This window comes from Janibacter sp. GS2, from assembly GCF_051200835.1.
Taxonomy (GTDB): domain Bacteria; phylum Actinomycetota; class Actinomycetes; order Actinomycetales; family Dermatophilaceae; genus Janibacter.
The window spans coordinates 491,495-508,091 of sequence record NZ_CP195161.1 but is presented as its reverse complement, the minus strand read 5'-3'; the positions used below and the strand labels follow the sequence as shown (position 1 = coordinate 508,091).

The 16,597-nt window shown below is 70.6% G+C and carries 19 protein-coding genes; 12 read left to right on the top strand and 7 right to left on the bottom strand.

The annotated features are described in order from the left end of the window. Positions 1 to 141: 141 nt before the first annotated feature. From ACR9E9_RS02495 to ACR9E9_RS02480, 4 genes are all read left to right on the top strand, one after another. The gene (locus ACR9E9_RS02495; protein ID WP_435201357.1) at positions 142 to 1,113 is read left to right on the top strand and encodes a sugar ABC transporter substrate-binding protein; all 972 of its coding nucleotides are present in this window, start codon (positions 142 to 144) and stop codon (positions 1,111 to 1,113) included. A 6-nt stretch (positions 1,114 to 1,119) separates the two neighbouring features. Beyond that, a complete protein-coding gene (locus ACR9E9_RS02490; RefSeq protein WP_435201355.1) occupies positions 1,120 to 2,157 on the top strand; it encodes an ABC transporter permease in 1,038 nt (345 codons plus the stop codon). Beyond that, positions 2,154 to 3,062 (top strand): ATP-binding cassette domain-containing protein, encoded by a 909-nt coding sequence (locus ACR9E9_RS02485; protein ID WP_435201353.1) that lies wholly within the window; start codon positions 2,154 to 2,156, stop codon positions 3,060 to 3,062. The genes ACR9E9_RS02490 and ACR9E9_RS02485 overlap by 4 nt, the downstream gene beginning before the upstream one ends. A gap of 203 nt (positions 3,063 to 3,265) precedes the next feature. Next, positions 3,266 to 4,762, top strand: a complete 1,497-nt coding sequence (locus ACR9E9_RS02480) for a CoA-acylating methylmalonate-semialdehyde dehydrogenase (protein ID WP_435201352.1) — start codon at positions 3,266 to 3,268, stop codon at positions 4,760 to 4,762. 111 nt (positions 4,763 to 4,873) lie between these two features. On the opposite strand, the gene ACR9E9_RS02475 is transcribed toward ACR9E9_RS02480, so the two are convergent. Then, on the bottom strand, positions 4,874 to 5,680 hold the full coding sequence (locus tag ACR9E9_RS02475) for an alpha/beta hydrolase (protein WP_435201350.1): 807 nt from the start codon (positions 5,678 to 5,680) through the stop codon (positions 4,874 to 4,876). Between the two features lie 251 nt (positions 5,681 to 5,931). Here ACR9E9_RS02475 and ACR9E9_RS02470 point away from each other — a divergent pair, with 251 nt between their 5' ends. Continuing rightward, complete coding sequence (locus tag ACR9E9_RS02470) at positions 5,932 to 7,173, top strand: NAD(P)/FAD-dependent oxidoreductase (protein WP_435201348.1); 1,242 nt, start codon at positions 5,932 to 5,934, stop codon at positions 7,171 to 7,173. Between the two features lie 57 nt (positions 7,174 to 7,230). On the opposite strand, the gene ACR9E9_RS02465 is transcribed toward ACR9E9_RS02470, so the two are convergent. From ACR9E9_RS02465 to ACR9E9_RS02455, 3 genes are read right to left on the bottom strand one after another with little or no spacing between them, the layout of a single operon-like run. Next, positions 7,231 to 8,256: a Gfo/Idh/MocA family protein gene (locus tag ACR9E9_RS02465; protein ID WP_435201346.1), complete on the bottom strand. Its 1,026-nt coding sequence runs from the start codon at positions 8,254 to 8,256 to the stop codon at positions 7,231 to 7,233. 2 nt (positions 8,257 to 8,258) lie between these two features. Beyond that, on the bottom strand, positions 8,259 to 9,029 hold the full coding sequence (locus ACR9E9_RS02460) for an SDR family oxidoreductase (RefSeq protein ID WP_435201344.1): 771 nt from the start codon (positions 9,027 to 9,029) through the stop codon (positions 8,259 to 8,261). 13 nt (positions 9,030 to 9,042) lie between these two features. Further along, complete coding sequence (locus ACR9E9_RS02455; RefSeq protein WP_435201342.1) at positions 9,043 to 10,203, bottom strand: phytanoyl-CoA dioxygenase family protein; 1,161 nt, start codon at positions 10,201 to 10,203, stop codon at positions 9,043 to 9,045. Between the two features lie 107 nt (positions 10,204 to 10,310). Here ACR9E9_RS02455 and ACR9E9_RS02450 point away from each other — a divergent pair, with 107 nt between their 5' ends. Beyond that, complete coding sequence (locus tag ACR9E9_RS02450; protein ID WP_435201340.1) at positions 10,311 to 11,108, top strand: MerR family transcriptional regulator; 798 nt, start codon at positions 10,311 to 10,313, stop codon at positions 11,106 to 11,108. Between the two features lie 7 nt (positions 11,109 to 11,115). Here the strand turns inward: ACR9E9_RS02450 and ACR9E9_RS02445 are convergent, their stop codons facing one another. Then, positions 11,116 to 11,736 carry a DUF5701 family protein gene (locus ACR9E9_RS02445; protein ID WP_435201338.1) on the bottom strand — a complete coding sequence of 207 codons (621 nt, stop codon included), beginning with the start codon at positions 11,734 to 11,736 and terminating at the stop codon, positions 11,116 to 11,118. A gap of 134 nt (positions 11,737 to 11,870) precedes the next feature. Here ACR9E9_RS02445 and ACR9E9_RS02440 point away from each other — a divergent pair, with 134 nt between their 5' ends. Beyond that, entirely contained in the window at positions 11,871 to 12,641 is a 771-nt protein-coding gene (locus ACR9E9_RS02440; RefSeq protein WP_435201336.1) for a CHRD domain-containing protein, read from the top strand. A gap of 13 nt (positions 12,642 to 12,654) precedes the next feature. On the opposite strand, the gene ACR9E9_RS02435 is transcribed toward ACR9E9_RS02440, so the two are convergent. Next, the gene (locus tag ACR9E9_RS02435) at positions 12,655 to 12,921 is read right to left on the bottom strand and encodes a hypothetical protein (protein WP_435201334.1); all 267 of its coding nucleotides are present in this window, start codon (positions 12,919 to 12,921) and stop codon (positions 12,655 to 12,657) included. Positions 12,922 to 12,931: 10 nt separating this feature from the next. Between ACR9E9_RS02435 and ACR9E9_RS02430 the strand changes: the two genes are divergently transcribed. The 5 genes from ACR9E9_RS02430 to ACR9E9_RS02410 all read left to right on the top strand — a co-directional run bounded on the left by ACR9E9_RS02430 (position 12,932) and on the right by ACR9E9_RS02410 (position 16,097). Then, complete coding sequence (locus ACR9E9_RS02430; RefSeq protein WP_435201332.1) at positions 12,932 to 13,393, top strand: class F sortase; 462 nt, start codon at positions 12,932 to 12,934, stop codon at positions 13,391 to 13,393. 101 nt (positions 13,394 to 13,494) lie between these two features. Continuing rightward, positions 13,495 to 13,887 (top strand): YciI family protein, encoded by a 393-nt coding sequence (locus ACR9E9_RS02425; protein ID WP_435201330.1) that lies wholly within the window; start codon positions 13,495 to 13,497, stop codon positions 13,885 to 13,887. Further along, the gene (locus ACR9E9_RS02420; RefSeq protein ID WP_435201328.1) at positions 13,884 to 15,134 is read left to right on the top strand and encodes an RNA polymerase sigma factor; all 1,251 of its coding nucleotides are present in this window, start codon (positions 13,884 to 13,886) and stop codon (positions 15,132 to 15,134) included. The genes ACR9E9_RS02425 and ACR9E9_RS02420 overlap by 4 nt, the downstream gene beginning before the upstream one ends. 115 nt (positions 15,135 to 15,249) lie before the next feature. After that, positions 15,250 to 15,597, top strand: coding sequence for an ArsR/SmtB family transcription factor (locus ACR9E9_RS02415; RefSeq protein WP_435201326.1), 348 nt, complete (start codon positions 15,250 to 15,252; stop codon positions 15,595 to 15,597). A 14-nt stretch (positions 15,598 to 15,611) separates the two neighbouring features. Further along, entirely contained in the window at positions 15,612 to 16,097 is a 486-nt protein-coding gene (locus ACR9E9_RS02410) for an SRPBCC family protein (RefSeq protein WP_435201324.1), read from the top strand. A gap of 3 nt (positions 16,098 to 16,100) precedes the next feature. Here the strand turns inward: ACR9E9_RS02410 and ACR9E9_RS02405 are convergent, their stop codons facing one another. Then, positions 16,101 to 16,589 carry a glutathione peroxidase gene (locus ACR9E9_RS02405; protein WP_435201322.1) on the bottom strand — a complete coding sequence of 163 codons (489 nt, stop codon included), beginning with the start codon at positions 16,587 to 16,589 and terminating at the stop codon, positions 16,101 to 16,103. Between the last annotated feature and the right edge of the window lie 8 nt (positions 16,590 to 16,597).

The following is a 16,597-nucleotide window of genomic DNA, read 5'->3' as shown; positions in this document are numbered from 1 at the left end:
CCGACAGCACAGACACACTGCTTCCACTGATTCCGGCCGAGGCCGTGAAGGGCCACACTCACAAATGAATACCGGTGCCCACTCGGGCATCGTCCCTCGTTCCGCCGCACTGCAGCGGTGACCGAAGAGAAAGTAGTTCCCATGTCACGATTCACCCGCGCCAGCGTCGTCGCGACCTCGTCCGTAGCAGCACTGACCCTCGCTGCCTGCTCCTCCTCGGGGGGCAAGGAGACCGACGAGGGCGGAGGCGGTTCCGGCGGCGGCGCCGGCACCCCGGACATGACCGTCTCCTTCATCACCCACGCCGCTCCCGGCGACACCTTCTGGGACCAGGTCCGTGAGGGGGCGGAGGACGCGGCGAAGAAGGACAACATCAAGCTCGAGTACACCGCCGACCCGGAGGGCTCCCAGCAGGCCAACCTCGTCCAGCAGGCGGTCGACAAGAAGGTCGACGGGATCGCCGTCACCCTCGCCAAGCCCAGCGCGATGAAGGGCAACGTCGAGAAGGCCGTGGGGGCGGACATCCCTGTCGTCGCGCTCAACGGCGGCATGGGCGACTGGAAGGAGATGGGCGTCTCGGCCTTCTTCGGTCAGGACGAGGAGATCGCCGGAGAGGCGGCGGGCGAGCGGCTGACGGAGGAGAAGGCCGGCAAGACCCTCTGCGTCATCCACGAGCAGGGCAACGTCGGTCTCGAGGCCCGGTGCAAGGGCGCGGCCAAGACCTTCGACAAGACGGAGAAGCTCTACGTCAAGGGCACCGACACGGCGAACGTCCAATCGACGATCACCGCCAAGTTGCAGGAGGACGACTCGATCACCCACGTCATGACGCTGGGAGCCCCCTTCGCGCTCACCGGGCTGAAGTCCGTCGACGAGGCCGGGAGCGACGCCAAGGTCGTGACCTTCGACCTCAACGACGACGCGCTGCAGAAGATCAAGGACGGCGAGATCCTGTGGGCCGTCGACCAGCAGCCCTACGTCCAGGGGTACGAGGCCGTGGATGCCCTCTGGCTGCAGGTCAACCAGGGGGCCTCCATCGGTGGTGGCGAGCCCGTGCTCACCGGGCCGGCCTTCGTCGACGACAAGAACGTCGACATCCTGCTGGAGAAGTGATCGTCGATGACTGCTCAGTCCGCCGCAGACACCGATGATCGCGTGGTGACGAAGGGGAAGCTGAACATCCTCTTCGCCCGGCCCGAGGTCGGGGCCCTCATCGGCGCCTTCGTCGTGGCGGCGCTCTTCGTCGCCGTGGCGCCCTCCTTCCGCAATGTCGGCAATGTGGGCACGATCCTCTATGCCGCTGCCGCCATCGGTGTCATGGCCGTCGGCGTCTCGCTGCTCATGGTCGGTGGTGAGTTCGACCTCTCCACCGGCGTCGCAGCGACCGCGTCAGGGATCACGGCCGCGTTGACGGCGTGGAACTTCGGGCTCAACGTCTGGGTCGGCGTCGTCGCAGCGCTGATCTTCTCGATGGGTGTCGGGGCGTTCAACGGGTGGCTGCTCATGCGCACGGGGTTACCGAGCTTCCTCGTCACGCTCGGGACCTTCTTCATCCTCCAGGGCGCCAACCTCGCGGTGACGCGCCTCGTCGGGGGCACGGTCTCCACACCGTCCATCTCGGGGATGGACGGCTTCGAGTCGGCGAGGGCCGTCTTCGCCTGGCAGCTGAGGATCGGCCCGGTGAACATCAAGGCGCTCGTCGTCTACTGGCTCGTGCTCGTGCTGCTCGCCGCCCTCGTGCTGCAGAAGAGCAAGATCGGCAACTGGATCTTCGCCGTCGGCGGCGATGCCGCGGCGGCGCGGGCCGTCGGCGTCCCGGTCAAGGCCGTGAAGATCGGACTGTTCGTCTTCGTCGGCTTCTGCGCCTGGGTGCTCGGCATGCACCTGCTCTTCTCGTTCCAGGTCATGCAGTCGGGTGAGGGGGTCGGGCAGGAGTTCATCTACATCATCGCCGCGGTCGTGGGTGGGTGCTTGCTCACCGGTGGCTACGGGTCCGTGGTCGGAGCGGCACTCGGCGCCCTGATCTTCGGCATGACCCAGATGGGCATCAACTACGCCGGCTGGAACGTCGACTGGTTCTACACCTTCCTCGGCGTGATGCTCCTGCTGGCGACCCTCGTCAACATGTACGTCAAGAAGAAGGCGGATGGACGATGAGCACCTCCACGCACACCGAGCGACGGGACGCGACGCTGGCACCCCTCGTCGTGATGAAGGACGTGGGCAAGTCCTACGGCAACGTCGAGGCCCTGCGCGGGGTGAACCTCGAGGTCTACGCCGGTGAGGTCACCTGCGTGCTCGGCGACAACGGCGCGGGCAAGTCGACCCTGATCAAGATCATGGCCGGCCTGCACGAGCACTCGGCCGGGACCTTCGAGGTCAACGGGGTCAAGCGTCACCTCGCCTCGCCGCGTGCGGCGCAGGCGTTGGGGATCGCGACCGTCTACCAGGATCTCGCGCTGGCCCCCTTGATGTCCGTGTGGCGCAACTTCTTCATGGGCAACGAGCGGCGCAAGGGTCTCTTCCTCGACGCCGCGGAGATGAGGTCGATCGCGGACGCCGAGCTGGCGAAGATGGGCATCCACATCGGAGACCTCGACCGCCCGGTCGGCGGCCTCTCGGGTGGGCAGAAGCAGTGCATCGCCATCGCGCGGGCGATCTACTTCGGCGCCAAGGTGATCATCCTCGACGAGCCGACGGCCGCCCTGGGCGTCAAGCAGTCCGGGGTCGTGCTGAAGTACATCGCCAAGGCGCGCGACGCCGGCCTCGGGGTCGTCTTCATCACCCACAACCCGCACCATGCCTACCTCGTGGGCAACCACTTCGCCATCCTCAAGCTGGGCCGGCTCACGCTCGACGCGCACCGCGACGAGTTGACGGTCGACCAGCTGACGGCGGAGATGGCGGGCGGCCAGGAGCTCGCCGAGCTGGAGCACGAGCTGAGCGATGTCCAACCCGGCAAGACGGTCGACCCGGACCACCCGGAGGCCGAGCTGGCCGGGCCGGGCAAGCCCCGGATCGACGACGCGCACGCGGCCGAGCCGCGGGAGGACGAGGCATGAGGTCGGTCGCTCGCCCGGCCCCGCCGGTCGACCTCGCCCTCCCCTTCGCATCTGCCTAGGCACGTGCCCGCCCCCGGCCGCATCTGCCTGGGCACGTGCCCACCCTCGTCCGCATCTGCCTAGGCAGATGCGGACAGGGGGTCCCGCGTGCCGGCACCGGTTGTTAGTATGTAATGACAAAGCCTCGTCCTAGGAGCAGTCGCATGAGCACCCCCACCCGCATCACCCACCTCATCGGGCACGCATCGTGGGAGGGGGAGGCCGCGCGGACGTCGGAGGTCTTCAACCCGGCCACGGGTGAGGTCACCGGCACGCTCGACCTCGCGAGCGCGGAGCTCGTCGACGAGGTCGTCGCCGGCGCGCACGAGGCGTCGAAGGCCTGGGGCCAGACCTCCCTCGCCCGTCGGGTACGGATCCTCTTCGCCTTCCGGCAGCTGCTGGAGGAGCGGAAGGGGGAGATCGCCCGGGTCATCACCGCTGAGCACGGCAAGACCTATGACGACGCCGTGGCCGAGATCTCCCGCGGCCAGGAGGTCGTCGAGTTCGCGTGCGGCATCCCGCACCTCCTCAAGGGTGGTTTCTCCGAGAACGTCTCCACGAGCATCGATGCCTACTCGATCCTCCAGCCGCTCGGCGTCGTCGGGATCATCTCCCCCTTCAACTTCCCGGCGATGGTGCCGCTGTGGTTCGTGCCGATGGCGGTGGCGACGGGCAACGCCGTGGTCATCAAGCCGAGCGAGAAGGACCCGACGGCGGTCAACCTCATCGCCGACCTGTGGCGCGAGGCGGGGCTGCCCGAGGGCGTGATGAATGTCGTCCACGGCGACAAGGAGGCCGTCGACGCACTTCTCGACAACTCCCACGTCAAGGCGATCTCCTTCGTCGGGTCGACGCCGATCGCCCGCCATGTCTACGAGCGGGGTGTGGCGAACGGCAAGCGGGTCCAGGCGCTCGGCGGGGCGAAGAACCACATGCTCGTCCTGCCCGACGCCGACCTCGACCTCGCGGCGGATGCCGCCGTCTCCGCCGGCTACGGCGCTGCCGGCGAGCGCTGCATGGCCATCTCCATCGTCCTCGCCACCGAGTCGATCGCCGACGACCTCGTGACGAAGATCGTCGAACGGACACGGACCCTCAGCACCGGCGACGGGATGGGTGGGTCCGACATGGGCCCGCTGGTGACGAAGCAGCACCTGGCGAAGGTCACCGGGTACGTCGAGGAGGGCGTCGCGGCCGGCGCCGAGCTCGTCATCGACGGTCGCGAGGGCGCGGACGAGCTCGGGAGCGGGTTCTTCCTCCAGCCGACGCTCTTCGACAGGGTCACCCCGGAGATGTCGGTCTACACCGACGAGATCTTCGGCCCCGTCCTCTCCGTCGTGCGCGTCGGCTCCTACGACGACGGGCTGCAGCTGATCAACGACAACGAGTTCGGCAACGGCACGACGATCTTCACCAACGACGGGGGCGCCGCGCGGCGCTTCCAGCACGAGGTGCAGGTCGGCATGGTCGGCATCAACGTGCCGATCCCCACGCCGATGTCGTACTACTCCTTCGGCGGGTGGAAGAACTCCCTCTTCGGTGACACCCACGCCCACGGCATCGAGGGCGTGCACTTCTTCACCCGGACCAAGGCCGTGACCCAGCGGTGGCTCGACCCCAGCCACGGTGGGCTGAACCTGGGGTTCCCGGAGAACGACTGACGGCCTCCGCCCTTCGCCCGCGGTCGATGTCGGACCGAGTGCCGGGCCGCACGCGGATACATCGACCCGCGAAGGGGGGGCGAAGGGGGGGCGGCGCGGGAAGAGGGTCGCTCAGAGGTGCTCGTGGACGAAGGCGAGCACGTCGTCGAGGACCTCTTCGCGATTGACCTCGTTGAAGATCTCGTGCCGGGCGCTCGGGTAGGACTTCGCGGGGGCGCCCTCGGGGGCGATGCGCGCCCAGCCCTCCCGGCTCGCGTCGATGGGGACGAGCTGGTCGTCCTCACCGTGGAGCCAGATCGTCGGGACGCTCAGGCGACCGCCGGCGTTGATCGACTCGAGAGCGGCGGCCAGTGCACGCAGGGTCGGCCGCTTGAAGTCCCCGTGCCAGACGAGTTCGTCCTGCTCGTAGGCCAGACCCACGTCCTCCACGCGGCTGAGGGTCGTGATGTCGATGGGCATCGGGGGGATCTCGTCCAGGTCGGCGAGCCGGGTCGGCGCCCAGGACCCGAGGACCGGACCGGAGAGCACGACCGCGGCGAGCGACTCGGGGTGTCGCTGCGCGTACCGGGCGGCGATCATGCCGCCCATCGAGTGGCCGATGAGCACGAGCGGCAGGTCGGGGTTCTCCTCCCGGGCGCGCTGCACCAGCAGGTGGAGGTCGTCGACGACCTGCTCGAAGTCCTCGACGAGCACCCGCTCGCCCTCGCTGCGTCCGTGACCGACGTGGTCGTGCGCGTAGACGACGGCCCCGTCCGAGGTCAGCCGGTTGGCGACCCATTGGTAACGACCGATGTGCTCGCCGTATCCGTGGGCGACGACGGCCACCCAGGTCGGGTTGCCCGGCGGACTCCACAGGGAGCCGATGAGCAGGCCGCCGTGGCCCTGGGTCTCGATGTCCTCGGGCGGGATGGAACTCACGGGTCCTCCTGGGTGACGTCGGTGTCGCACCCAGTGTGTCAGCGCGTGAGGGTCGAGCAGGGAGGGGACCACGGACCGGAAGGAAACGATCCGCGCGCGCGGGCGGTGAACGCGATCTCCGCGCATCGACCAGGAGGACCAGTGACCCAGCCGGACCGTGCCCACAGCGCCGGGGAGGTGCTCTCCACCAAGACGTCCCGGGCAGCGGGTGCCCACGTGAGCCGCCACGACGCCTGTGCGAGGGTCGAGGCATGACGGAGACGGACGCGCTGCACAGCGGGACCAGCGGTCAGCGGGTGGTCGTCGTGGGAGCCGGGGAGTGTGGCACCCGGGCGGCGATGGCCCTGCGCGAGCGGGGCTTCGACGGCTCGATCACGCTCATCGGGCGGGAGGAGGTGCACGCCTACGAGCGCCCGCCCCTGTCCAAGGCCTCGTTGGCGGCGGACGACGCGGACCTGGTCCACCCCTGGACCCCGGAGCAGCTCGCGGAGGCGGGGGTCTCCCTTCGTCTCGGGGCGGACGTCACCGGTATCGACCGGTCAGCGCAGACCGTCCGGACGAGCGACGGTCCGCTCCCCTACGACCGGCTGCTCCTGGCGATGGGGGCGCGGCCGCGTCGCCTCGATCTCGAGCACGTCCTCTACCTGCGCACCCACGAGGACGCCACCGCACTGCGCGCCCTCGTGCGACCGGGCGGGCGGATGCTCGTCATCGGTGCCGGCTTCATCGGCCTCGAGATCGCCGCGGCCGCGCGGGAGCGGGGCATGGAGGTCGTCGTCGTCGAGTCGGCCGACCGGGCGCTCTCCCGGATGGTCCCGGCCGTCATCGCGGAACGCGTCGTCGCGCTGCACCACGAGCACGGGGTACCCATCCGCACCGGGACGACGGTGGCCGCCGTCCACCGCGAGGGCGACCGGCTCCGGGCCGCGCTCTCCGACGGCGAGGAGCTCGTGGTCGACGCGGTCGTCGCCGGGGTGGGGGCTGCACCCTCCACCGAGATCGCCTCCGACGCCGGCCTGCTGGTCGAGGACGGGATCGTCGTGGACGAGCAGCTGCGCACGAGCGACCCGCGCATCTGGGCAGCGGGGGACTGCGCGACCTTCCCCGACGCCCGCTCGGGCCGGCGGGTACGGGTGGAGTCCTGGCGCAATGCCCACGACCAGGCACTCACGGTGGCCGCCTCGATGACCGGGGGCGAGGAGCCGCACGTGGCGGTGCCGTGGTTCTGGTCCGACCAGTACGACCAGATGCTGCAGACCGCCGGCCTGCCCGGCCCGGGCGAGCACGAGGTGGTCCGCGTGCGCGAGGACGGGTCACTGCTGCACTTCGGCCTCGATGCTGCCGGCCGGCTCGTCGACGCGACCTCGCTCGGCCGCGGCCCGGTCGTCGCCAAGGACATCCGGGTCGCCGAGCGGCTCATCGGCGCCGGGGCGAGGCCCGACCCGGCCGGTCTGGCGGATCCGGGCGTCCCCCTTCGCTCCCTGCTGGCGTGAGGGCGCGGACATCGACATCGGGCCCGGATGCATCCGAGCCCGATGTCGATGTCTGCGTCAGGCTCCGGCGGCCTCGCGGACCTCGGCGATCGTCACGGGGCGGTGCTCCCGCGCAGAGAGCGACGCGGCCTCGGCCGTCCAGGCCGTCCCCATCGCGTCCTCGACGGTGCACGGGTTGTCGACCTCGCCCGCGACGAGACGGGTGAAGGTGGCCAGCTCGAGGCGGAAGGCCTCCGCGAGCCGGTCCATGAAGAACCCGTGTGCCGGTCCGGACGGCCAGGTGGCGCCGGGGTGGGTGGAGCGAAGGGGGAGTCCCTCGTCGAGGCCGGCGGCGAGGGCGTCGGTGACCCCGTGCACCTCGAGGCGCACGTCGTAGCCGCGGCCGTTGGTGCGGGTGTTGGACACGACACCGATCGTGCCGTCGTCCAGCGTGAGCAGGGCCGAGGCGGTCGAGTGGTCGCCGTGGTCGGCGTAGAGCCCGGCCGGGGCGTCGGGGTCGACCGCGCCGAGCGCGTAGACCTCGACGACCTCCTGACCGGTCACCCAGCGCACCGCATCGAAGTCGTGCACCGAGCAGTCGCGGAAGATGCCGCCGCTCACCGCGAGGTAGGTGGCCGGAGGAGGGGCCGGGTCGAGGGTCGTCGAGCGGACGGTCGTCACCCGGCCGAGCTCGCCGGCCCGGACCGCGTCCCGGGCGGCGACGAAGGCGGGGTCGAAGCGCCGCGGGTAGCCGATCTGCACGGGGACGTCACTGCCGCCGACCGTGGCCTGCACGGCGAGCGACTCGGCGATGGTTCCGGCGATCGGCTTCTCGCAGAGGGTGGGGACCCCCTTCGCGACCGCCGCACCGATGAGGTCGGCGTGCACGTGGGTGGCCGCAGCGATGACGACACCGTCGAGGCCGGCGTCGAGCAGCGCTGCCGGGTCGGCGACCGCGCGCGCCCGGGGGATGCGGCCGGTGACCGCGTCGACGGCGGCCGTCACCGGGTCGGTGACGACGAGCTCCTCGACGGAGTCGAGCGCGGCGAGGGTGTCGGCGTGGAAGGCGCCGATGCGGCCGAGGCCGATGAGTCCGATACGCATGTTCAGTCCTGTCCTCCGGTGACCTGCTGGTCCCAGTCGATGACGGAGCCGGTGACGACTCCGGAGCGGTTCGAGAGCAGGAAGACGACCGCGTCGGCGATCTCCCCGACCTGCCCGAGCTGACCCATCGGCAGCCGCGCGCCGGCCTGCTCGACCCAGTCGTCACCCGCGCCGTGGAAGCGACGCTGCGTCGCGTCCTCGCCCTCGGTCTGCGTCCACCCGATGTTCAGGGCGTTGACGCGGATGCGGTCGAAGCGGTGCGCGTGGGCGACGTTCTTCGTCAGCCCGGACAGCCCGGCCTTCGCCGCGACGTAGGGGGCCAGGTAGGGCTGGCCACCGCGGGAGCTGATGCTCGAGATGTTGACGATCGTGCCGGGCGCCCCGCGCGCGGTCATGTCCGCGATCGTCGCCTGCATCGTGAAGAAGGGCCCGCGCAGGTTCGTCGCGACGTGCGCGTCGAAGAGCTCGGGGGTGGTGTCGAGGATCGACCCGCGGTCGGTGAGCCCGGCACAGTTGACGAGGGCGTCGATGCGCCCGTGACGCTCGACGGTCCGGGCCACGACCCCCTTCGCCTCCTCGGGGTCGGCGACGTCGCCGGTCACGGCGCTCGCGCGCTCGCCGAGCTCGTCGGCCAGGGCCTGCCCCGGCTCCGGTCGACGGCCGGTGACGACGACGGTGGCTCCCTCACGGACCGCGGCACGGGCGATGCCCGCGCCGACTCCGGAGGTTCCACCGACGACGAGCACGATCGTGTCGGTGAGCAGTGCGTCCACATCGACTCCTGGGTCAGCTGGTGCGGCGGGCGGTGTGGCCCGCCAGGGCGGTCTGCAGGTCCTCGGGTGGTGAGCCCTCGTCGAGGGCCTGCCGGACGATGTCGGCCTGGGGGGGCGGCGACATGCCGTCGACGGGTTGGTCGAGGTCGAGGTTGGTCGGGAAGGCATAGCCCTCGGCGCTCGCGGCGACCGCAGCGCTGACGTCGAGGCCAGCGGCGGCGCGGGCGAGCAGCGTCGGATAGATCGCCGTGATGATCCGTCGTCGGTCGGTCGCCTCCATCGCCCGGCCGAAGGCCGAGGAGACCTGCAGCAGGTTGGCCATCCGACGCACGTCACTCGTGGTGTTGGTGCCCGCGGCGTGGAAGAGGGCCGGGTTGAAGAAGACCGCGTCCCCCTTCGTCAGGGGCAGCTGCACGTGGTGGCCGGCGAAGTACTCCTGGAAGTCCTCGAGCCAGTAGGCGAGGTAGCCGTGGGAGTACTTCTGCGAGTACGGCAGGTAGAGGGTGGGGCCGGTCTCGACCGGCATGTCGCAGTGGGCGACCGCGCCCTGGAGGGTGAGCGCGGGGGAGAGGGCGTGCACGTGCCGGGGGTAGCGCTCGGCGACCTCCGGCGTGGTGAAGCCCAGGTGGTAGTCGCGGTGGACGGTCTGGCCGACACCGCCGGGGTTGACGACGTTGACCTGGCTGGTGACCTGGTACCCGGGTCCGAGCCAGGCGCGCGAGGCCAGGGCGATGAGGTCATTGGCGTAGTAGTCGACGAAGTCCTCGGGGTGGTCGACCGCGAGCTTTTCGAGGGCATTCCAGACCCGGTCGTTGACCCCACCCGTGGCGAAGTGGTCACCGACCTCACCCCCCGTCGCCCGTTCCGCGGCGATGATCTCCTCGAAGGCGGCCGAGACCCGGTCGATCACCTCGTGCTCCAGGGCGCCGGTCATGACGAAGATCCCGGGTCCGTCGGCGAGGACCGCGGCGAGCTCGCCCTCGACGGACTCGCGCCCCTCGTCCGTGGCGATGGCCGCGCGCAGGGTGGAGGCCGAGTAGACGGGGACCTGCTGCTCGATGCCCTCGGCGTGGGTCAGTGACGGGTCGGCCTGGGCGCCGAGGAGTGCGCGCAAGTCCTCGACGTGGCACTCGGCCTGCCGCAACGGGGCGAAGGGAGCATGCGACGTCGTCATCCCTCCAGCCTTCACCGCCCGGGCCCCGGCGCCGGCGCCGAAAGACCTCAAAAAGACCTCAAAAACAGGGTTGACCCTCACGTGGCGTGAGGCAGCAGGGTCGACCCATGACCGAGATCTCGCAGCTGTCGCACACTGGCCGCATGGAGGCACTCACGGTGGGGCAGGTGGCCGAGCACTTCGGCGTGACGGTGCGGACGCTGCACCACTACGACCAGGTCGGGCTGCTGCACCCGAGCGAGCGCACCCATGCGGGCTACCGGCTCTACACCGCCGGCGACCTGCAGCGGCTGAGCACGATCGTCGTCTACCGCCGGCTGGACTTCTCGCTGGAGGAGATCGGCGAGCTGCTCGAGGCTGAGGAAGCCGACGTGGTGGACCACCTGCGGCGGCAGCGCGACGCGGTCATGGCCAGGGTGACGCAGATGTCCGCCCTGGTCGATGCGATCGACCACCGACTGGAGGCAGAGATGAACGACCAGCCCGCGACGACCGAGGACCTCAAGGAGCTCTTCGGCGACGGCTACAGCGACGAGTACCGGGCCGAGGCGCAGGAGCGCTGGGGCGACACGGCCCAGTGGCAGCAGTCCGCGGAGCGCACGGCCCGCATGACCGCGCAGGACTGGGCCACGGTCAAGGAGGAGACCGAGGCCCTCGAGGCGCAGCTCGCCGAGGCCGTCCGCGCCGGGGTGCCGGCAGAGGGCGACCGGGCGGCAGGGATCGCCGAGAGGCACCGCGCGGGGATCGCGCGCTTCTACGACTGCGACCACGCCTTCCAGACCTGCCTGGCGCAGATGTACCTCTCGGACGAGCGCTTCACGGCGCACTACGAGGCGCTCGCCCCCGGAGCCGCGCAGTGGCTGCACGACGCGATCGTCGCCAACGCCGCGCGGCACGGAGCCTGACGCCGGCTCAGGAGTGACGCGCTGCCCCCGAGGCGAAGCCGAGCCAGGTGTGCCGGTTGCCGGCCCAGCACCAGCCGACCTTCGGGGCGTGCTTGTGGGCGGAGCCGTCGCGGCCGGTGCCGTTGCTGATCCAGATGGCGGGGGTGCGCGAGTCCAGGCCCCCCTTCGCCGTGGGCCTGCGCGAGCCGATCGTCATGAAGCACCGTCCCCGCTCGAGCCGCCCCGGCTCCTGGAGCAGCCAGCTGATCCCCTCGCTGACGGTCAGCGGCACGCGTCCGCGCTCGCGGATCGCCGGCAGCGCCTCGTCGGGGGACCAGTTGGCCATCTCGTCGCCCCGCTCGACGTCGGTGACCCACCACAGGGGGGCCTCGGGGGTCTCGCCCCCTGCGATGGGGGCGAAGTCGGCGAGGTCGCCCAGGTCGGTGACGACGAACCCCGGCCGGTCGCGGTGGCGCAGCAGAGGGGCGAGCTGGGCGGCAGGGACGAGCGAAGGGGAGAGCACGAGCACGGCGTCGCCGTCCGGTGCGGTGGGGACGAGGCCCGCGAACGCGGCGTCGGTGAGCCCGGCGAGAGCAGGCACGCCGAGGTCGATCAGACGGGTTGTCTGGGTGAGGGGATCAGCGCTCATGTGGTCAGAACGCGGACCGCGGCGATTCCCTTCCAAACTTTTTTACGGAGGACCCATCCGCCGTGGAGGGGGCTCCGAACCCCATGTGCTCAACCGAGGCGACATGGTGTCGCCGATTCACAGGAGGACTTGATATGCGTACGACTCGAATCGCCGGCATCGCCGCCACCGCAATGCTCGTCGGGCTGCCGCTCGCAGCCGGGCCCGCCAGCGCCCAGGCCAACGAGGGTGGCGAGCTCACCGCTCAGCTCAGCCAGCTCAACGACTCCGGGGCGTCCGGCACCGCGTGGGCCAAGGTCGACGGCAACCAGGTCGAGATCAAGCTCGAGACCCAGGGCCTGCTCGCCGACGCCCCGCACGCCCAGCACATCCACATCGGTGGGCAGAACGTCTGCCCGACGAACGACCAGAAGGGCAAGGGCTTCGAGGGCGCGCTGCAGACCAGCGACGCTGCCGACCAGTACGGCGCCGTCAAGGTGTCCCTGACCAAGGAGCCGGGCAAGACCGACGACAGCGCCGCGCTCGACGTCGCCAACTTCCCCAAGGGCTCCGAGAGCACCTACTCGCGCACGATCACCGTCGATGACGAGATGGCCAAGCAGATCGCCGATGGCGACGGCGTCGTCGTCGTCCACGGTGTCGACCACGACGGCTCCGGCAAGTACGACGGCGACACCAAGTCCGACCTCGACCCGAGCCTGCCCTCCGAGGCCACCGACCCGGCGGCCTGTGGTGAGCTCGACGTGGCCCAGATGAACATGCCGCAGGGTGGAGTCGAGACCGGCGGTTCTGACACGGCGGGTATGGAGTACCCGGCGGCCATCACCCTCGGTGCCGGCGCGCTGGCGCTCGGTCTCGGTGGCGTTGGCTTCGCCGCGACCCGTCGCATGAAGACCAACCGCTGATCAACATGAAGAATCAGGAGACCGGCGGACGTCGTCGACGCACAGTAGTCGTCGCGGCGTCTGCCGGTCTGCTCTTGGCCGGCGCGGGGACCGTCGGGTGGGCGGCGACCCAACAGGTCGGCGCCCCCCCGGCGCCCCCGTCGGCCGAGTCCTCCGAGCAGAGTTCGGCGAGCACCAGCTCGTCGAGCTCTGCCCCGGAGTCCTCCTCGACGAAGTCGTCGACCCCGTCGAAGACGACGTCGACGAAGGCCAAGCCCAGCCCCTCCCCGACCTCGGACACGGCACAGCCCATGCCGGCCTCGAAGCCGACCAACGTGCGCCTGCCGGGCATCGACGTCACGTCACCGGTCCACGGACTGGGGCTCGACGACCAGGGGAAGCTCAAGGTTCCCTCCGGAGACAAGTACGACGAGGTGGCCTGGTACGACGGGTCGCCCACGCCCGGTGAGTCGGGACCGTCCGTGATCGAGGGGCACGTCACGGGCAGCGGCCACCGCAAGTCGGTCTTTTTCGAGCTGGGGGCGACGAAGGCCGGGGACCGGGTCGAGGTCGACCGCGCGGACGGAAGCACCGCGACCTTCAAGGTCACGAAGGTGAACAAGTACCAGAAGGCGGACTTCCCTCGGATCGACGTCTATGGGGCGACCAAGGGGCCCGAGCTGCGGGTCATCACCTGCGGCGGCACGTACGACGAGGCTGCTGGTCGGCATCTGGACAACATCGTCGTCTTCGCCGAGCTCGTGGAGAAGTAACCGGGCAGGATGTCGAGGACGCCTCTGCGGCTCCGACGTTCGGGGTGTCATGGCCATCAGGTCACCATCGACACCGCCGCCGGCGGGCAGGAGGCACCACCATGAAGTTCGTCATCCTCGTCCACTCGAACCCTCAGCCCTGGGGTCACCCCACGGGCGACTTCGTCGCCGAGCACCAGGCCCTCCCACCGGAGCAGCGCGGGCGGCTCGAGGCCGACTTCGACCGGCTGATGGGGGAGATGCAGCAGAAGGGGGAGCTGCTCGGCGGCGAGGCGCTCGGTGACCCCGTGGGCTCACGGCTCTTTCGGTGGGCCGACGGCCACCCGATCGTCTCCGACGGCCCCTATGCGGAGACCAAGGAGCAGTTCGCCGGCTTCTTCCTCATCGACGTCACCGACCGCACCCGCGCCGAGGAGATCGCCAGGCAGTTCGCCGGTCCGGGGGAGACGATCGAGCTGCGACCGACGATGTGGCCCGGTGGCGAGGAGCAGTGACCCGAGTCGGGGACGGGTGGCGGCAGCACTCCGCCGACGTCCTCGCCGCTCTGCTCCGCCGCAGCAACGACTTCGGTGCGTGCGAGGACGCGGTGCAGGAGGCGCTCCTCGCGGCTGCCGAGCAGTGGCCGCGTGACGGGACGCCCGAGGACCCGAAGGCCTGGTTGGTCCGCGTCGCCTCCCGCCGGCTCATCGACGCGCAGCGCAGTGGCGATGCCCGGGAGCGACGGGAGTCGGCCGAGGGCCGGTCCGCAGCGCGGCTGTCGGCGTCGACGCAGGCGCTGCCGGACGACGACACCCTGCGGATGTGCATGCTCTGCGCCCACCCGGACTGCAGTGATGCCTCCAGGGTCGCGCTGACGCTGCGCGCGGTGGCCGGGCTGAGCACGGCACAGATCGCCGCCTGTTTCCTCGTGCCCGAGGCGACGATGGCGCAACGGATCAGCCGGGCGAAGGCCACGATCAGGGCGAGTCCTGCTCCCTTCGCCCCGCCCACACCGGAGGATGCGGTGACCCGCCTCCACGCCGTGCGCCACGTCGTCTACCTCGTCTTCACCGCCGGGCACACCACCGCCGCCGGTGACCACCTCGTCGACGTCGACCTCCAGCACGAGGCGGTCCGTCTGGCCGAGCGGCTGCACCGGGCGGTGCCCCACGACCCGGAGACGGCCGGGCTCCTCGCCCTGCTCCTCATCGACCACGCCCGGGCCGCGGCCCGTCAGGATGCCGCCGGTGACCTCATCCCGCTCGACGAGCAGGACCGTGCGCTGTGGGACCACGCGGCCATCGCCCGCGGTGTCCGGCTCGTCGAGGGTGCCCTGCCGAAGGGAGCCGTCGGCCCCTTCCAGCTGCAGGCCGCGATCGCGGCCGTCCACGGGGAGGCCACGACCGCGGCCGCGACGGACTGGGCGCAGATCGTGGTGCTCTACCGGATGCTGGCGCGGATCGCCCCGTCACCGGTGGTGGAGCTCAACCTCGCTGCGGCAGTGGGCATGGCGGCAGGCGCCGACGCGGGGCTGACGTCGCTGGGCCCGCTCCTGGAGGACCCCGTCCTCGGCCGTGGGCACCGGGTGCACGCGGTGCGGGCGCACCTGCTCGAGCGTGCGGGCCGGGAGGCGGAGGCGCAGGAGGCCTACCTCGTGGCGGCCAGTCGCACCCAGAGCATCCCCGAGCAGCGCTACCTCAACCGCCGGGCGGGGGCGCTGGGCCGGCTGCCCGTCCGCCCAGATTCTCGGGTCACCCGATAATCCACGGCTTCGCAAGGGTTTAAGACTCTTGCGAAGGCGATGTTTCTCGGGTGACCCGAGAAACCTGGGGCGGGAGCCTTGACAACCTACAACCATATGGTTGTAGGTTTTTCTCGTGACACGGACCGAAGAGGAGCGGGCGAACGCCTTCTTCCACGCCCTCGCCGACAGCACGCGCCGCGACATCCTGCGCCGCGTCCTCGCCGGTGAGCACTCGGTGACAGCGCTGACCGAGCACTACCCGATGAGCTTTGCCGCCGTGCAGAAGCACGTGGCGATCCTCGAGCGGGCCGGTCTGATCACCAAGCGCCGCAGCGGTCGCGAGTCCTTGGCGAGTGGCGACGTGGAGGCCGTGCGAGCGGTCTCGACGATGCTCGCCGATCTCGAGGCCGTGTGGCGGGGACGGGTCGAGGGCATCGACGCCCTCCTGGCCCGGGACGACACCACCGACACGACCAGCTGACCCAGGAGCACGCCATGCCACTCACCGACGTCACCACCGACATCGACGCCCGCACCCTCGTCATGACCTGCGACTTCCCCGTGACCCCCGAGCGCCTCTGGCAGGTGTGGGCCGACCCGCGCCAGCTCGAGCAGTGGTGGGGACCGGAGAGCCACCCCGCGACCGTGACCGAGCACGACCTCACGCCGGGCGGCCTCGTGAAGTACCACATGATCGGGCCGGACGGGGAGAAGTTCCCCGGCGGCTGGGAGGTCATCGCCATCGACGAGCCGAGGCGGCTGGAGCTGCGCGACTTCTTCGCCGATGCCGACGGCAATCCCGTCGACACCCCGCCGGGGTCCCGGATGGTCATCGAGATCACCGCGACCGACGGCGGTTCCCGGATGGTCAACACCTCGACGTGGGAGAGCGCCGAGGCGATGCAGCAGATCCTCGACATGGGGGTCGTCGAGGGTTCCTCGTCCGCCATCGGCCAGCTCGACGCGCTCCTCGCCGCCTGAGCCTCAGGCGATGGTGCCCCGGACGGCAGCGACCACTCGCTCGTCGTCCGGGGTGACCTGCGGGCTGAAGCGTGCGACCGGGGCGCCGTCGGCGTCGATGACGAACTTCTCGAAGTTCCACCGGATGTCGCCGCTCTCGCCACCCTCGTCCGCGGTGTCCGTGAGGGCCGAGTAGACCGGGTGCCGACCGGCGCCGTTGACCTCGACCTTCTCGCTCATCGGGAAGGTCACGCCGTAGGTCGCGGAGCAGAACTCGGCGATCTCCTCGGTGGTGCCCGGCTCCTGCCCGCCGAACTGGTTGCACGGCAGGCCGACCACGGCGAAACCCTGCGGGCCGTATGCCTCGTGCAGGGCCTCCAGGGCGGTGTACTGCGGGGTCAGGCCGCACTTCGAGGCGACGTTGACCAGCAGGGCGGGCTGGCCGCCGGTGAGGTCGCGCAGCGTGCCGGGCGTCCCGTCGAGGCGGGCGATGGCGGCGTCGAGGATGCTCATGGGATCGA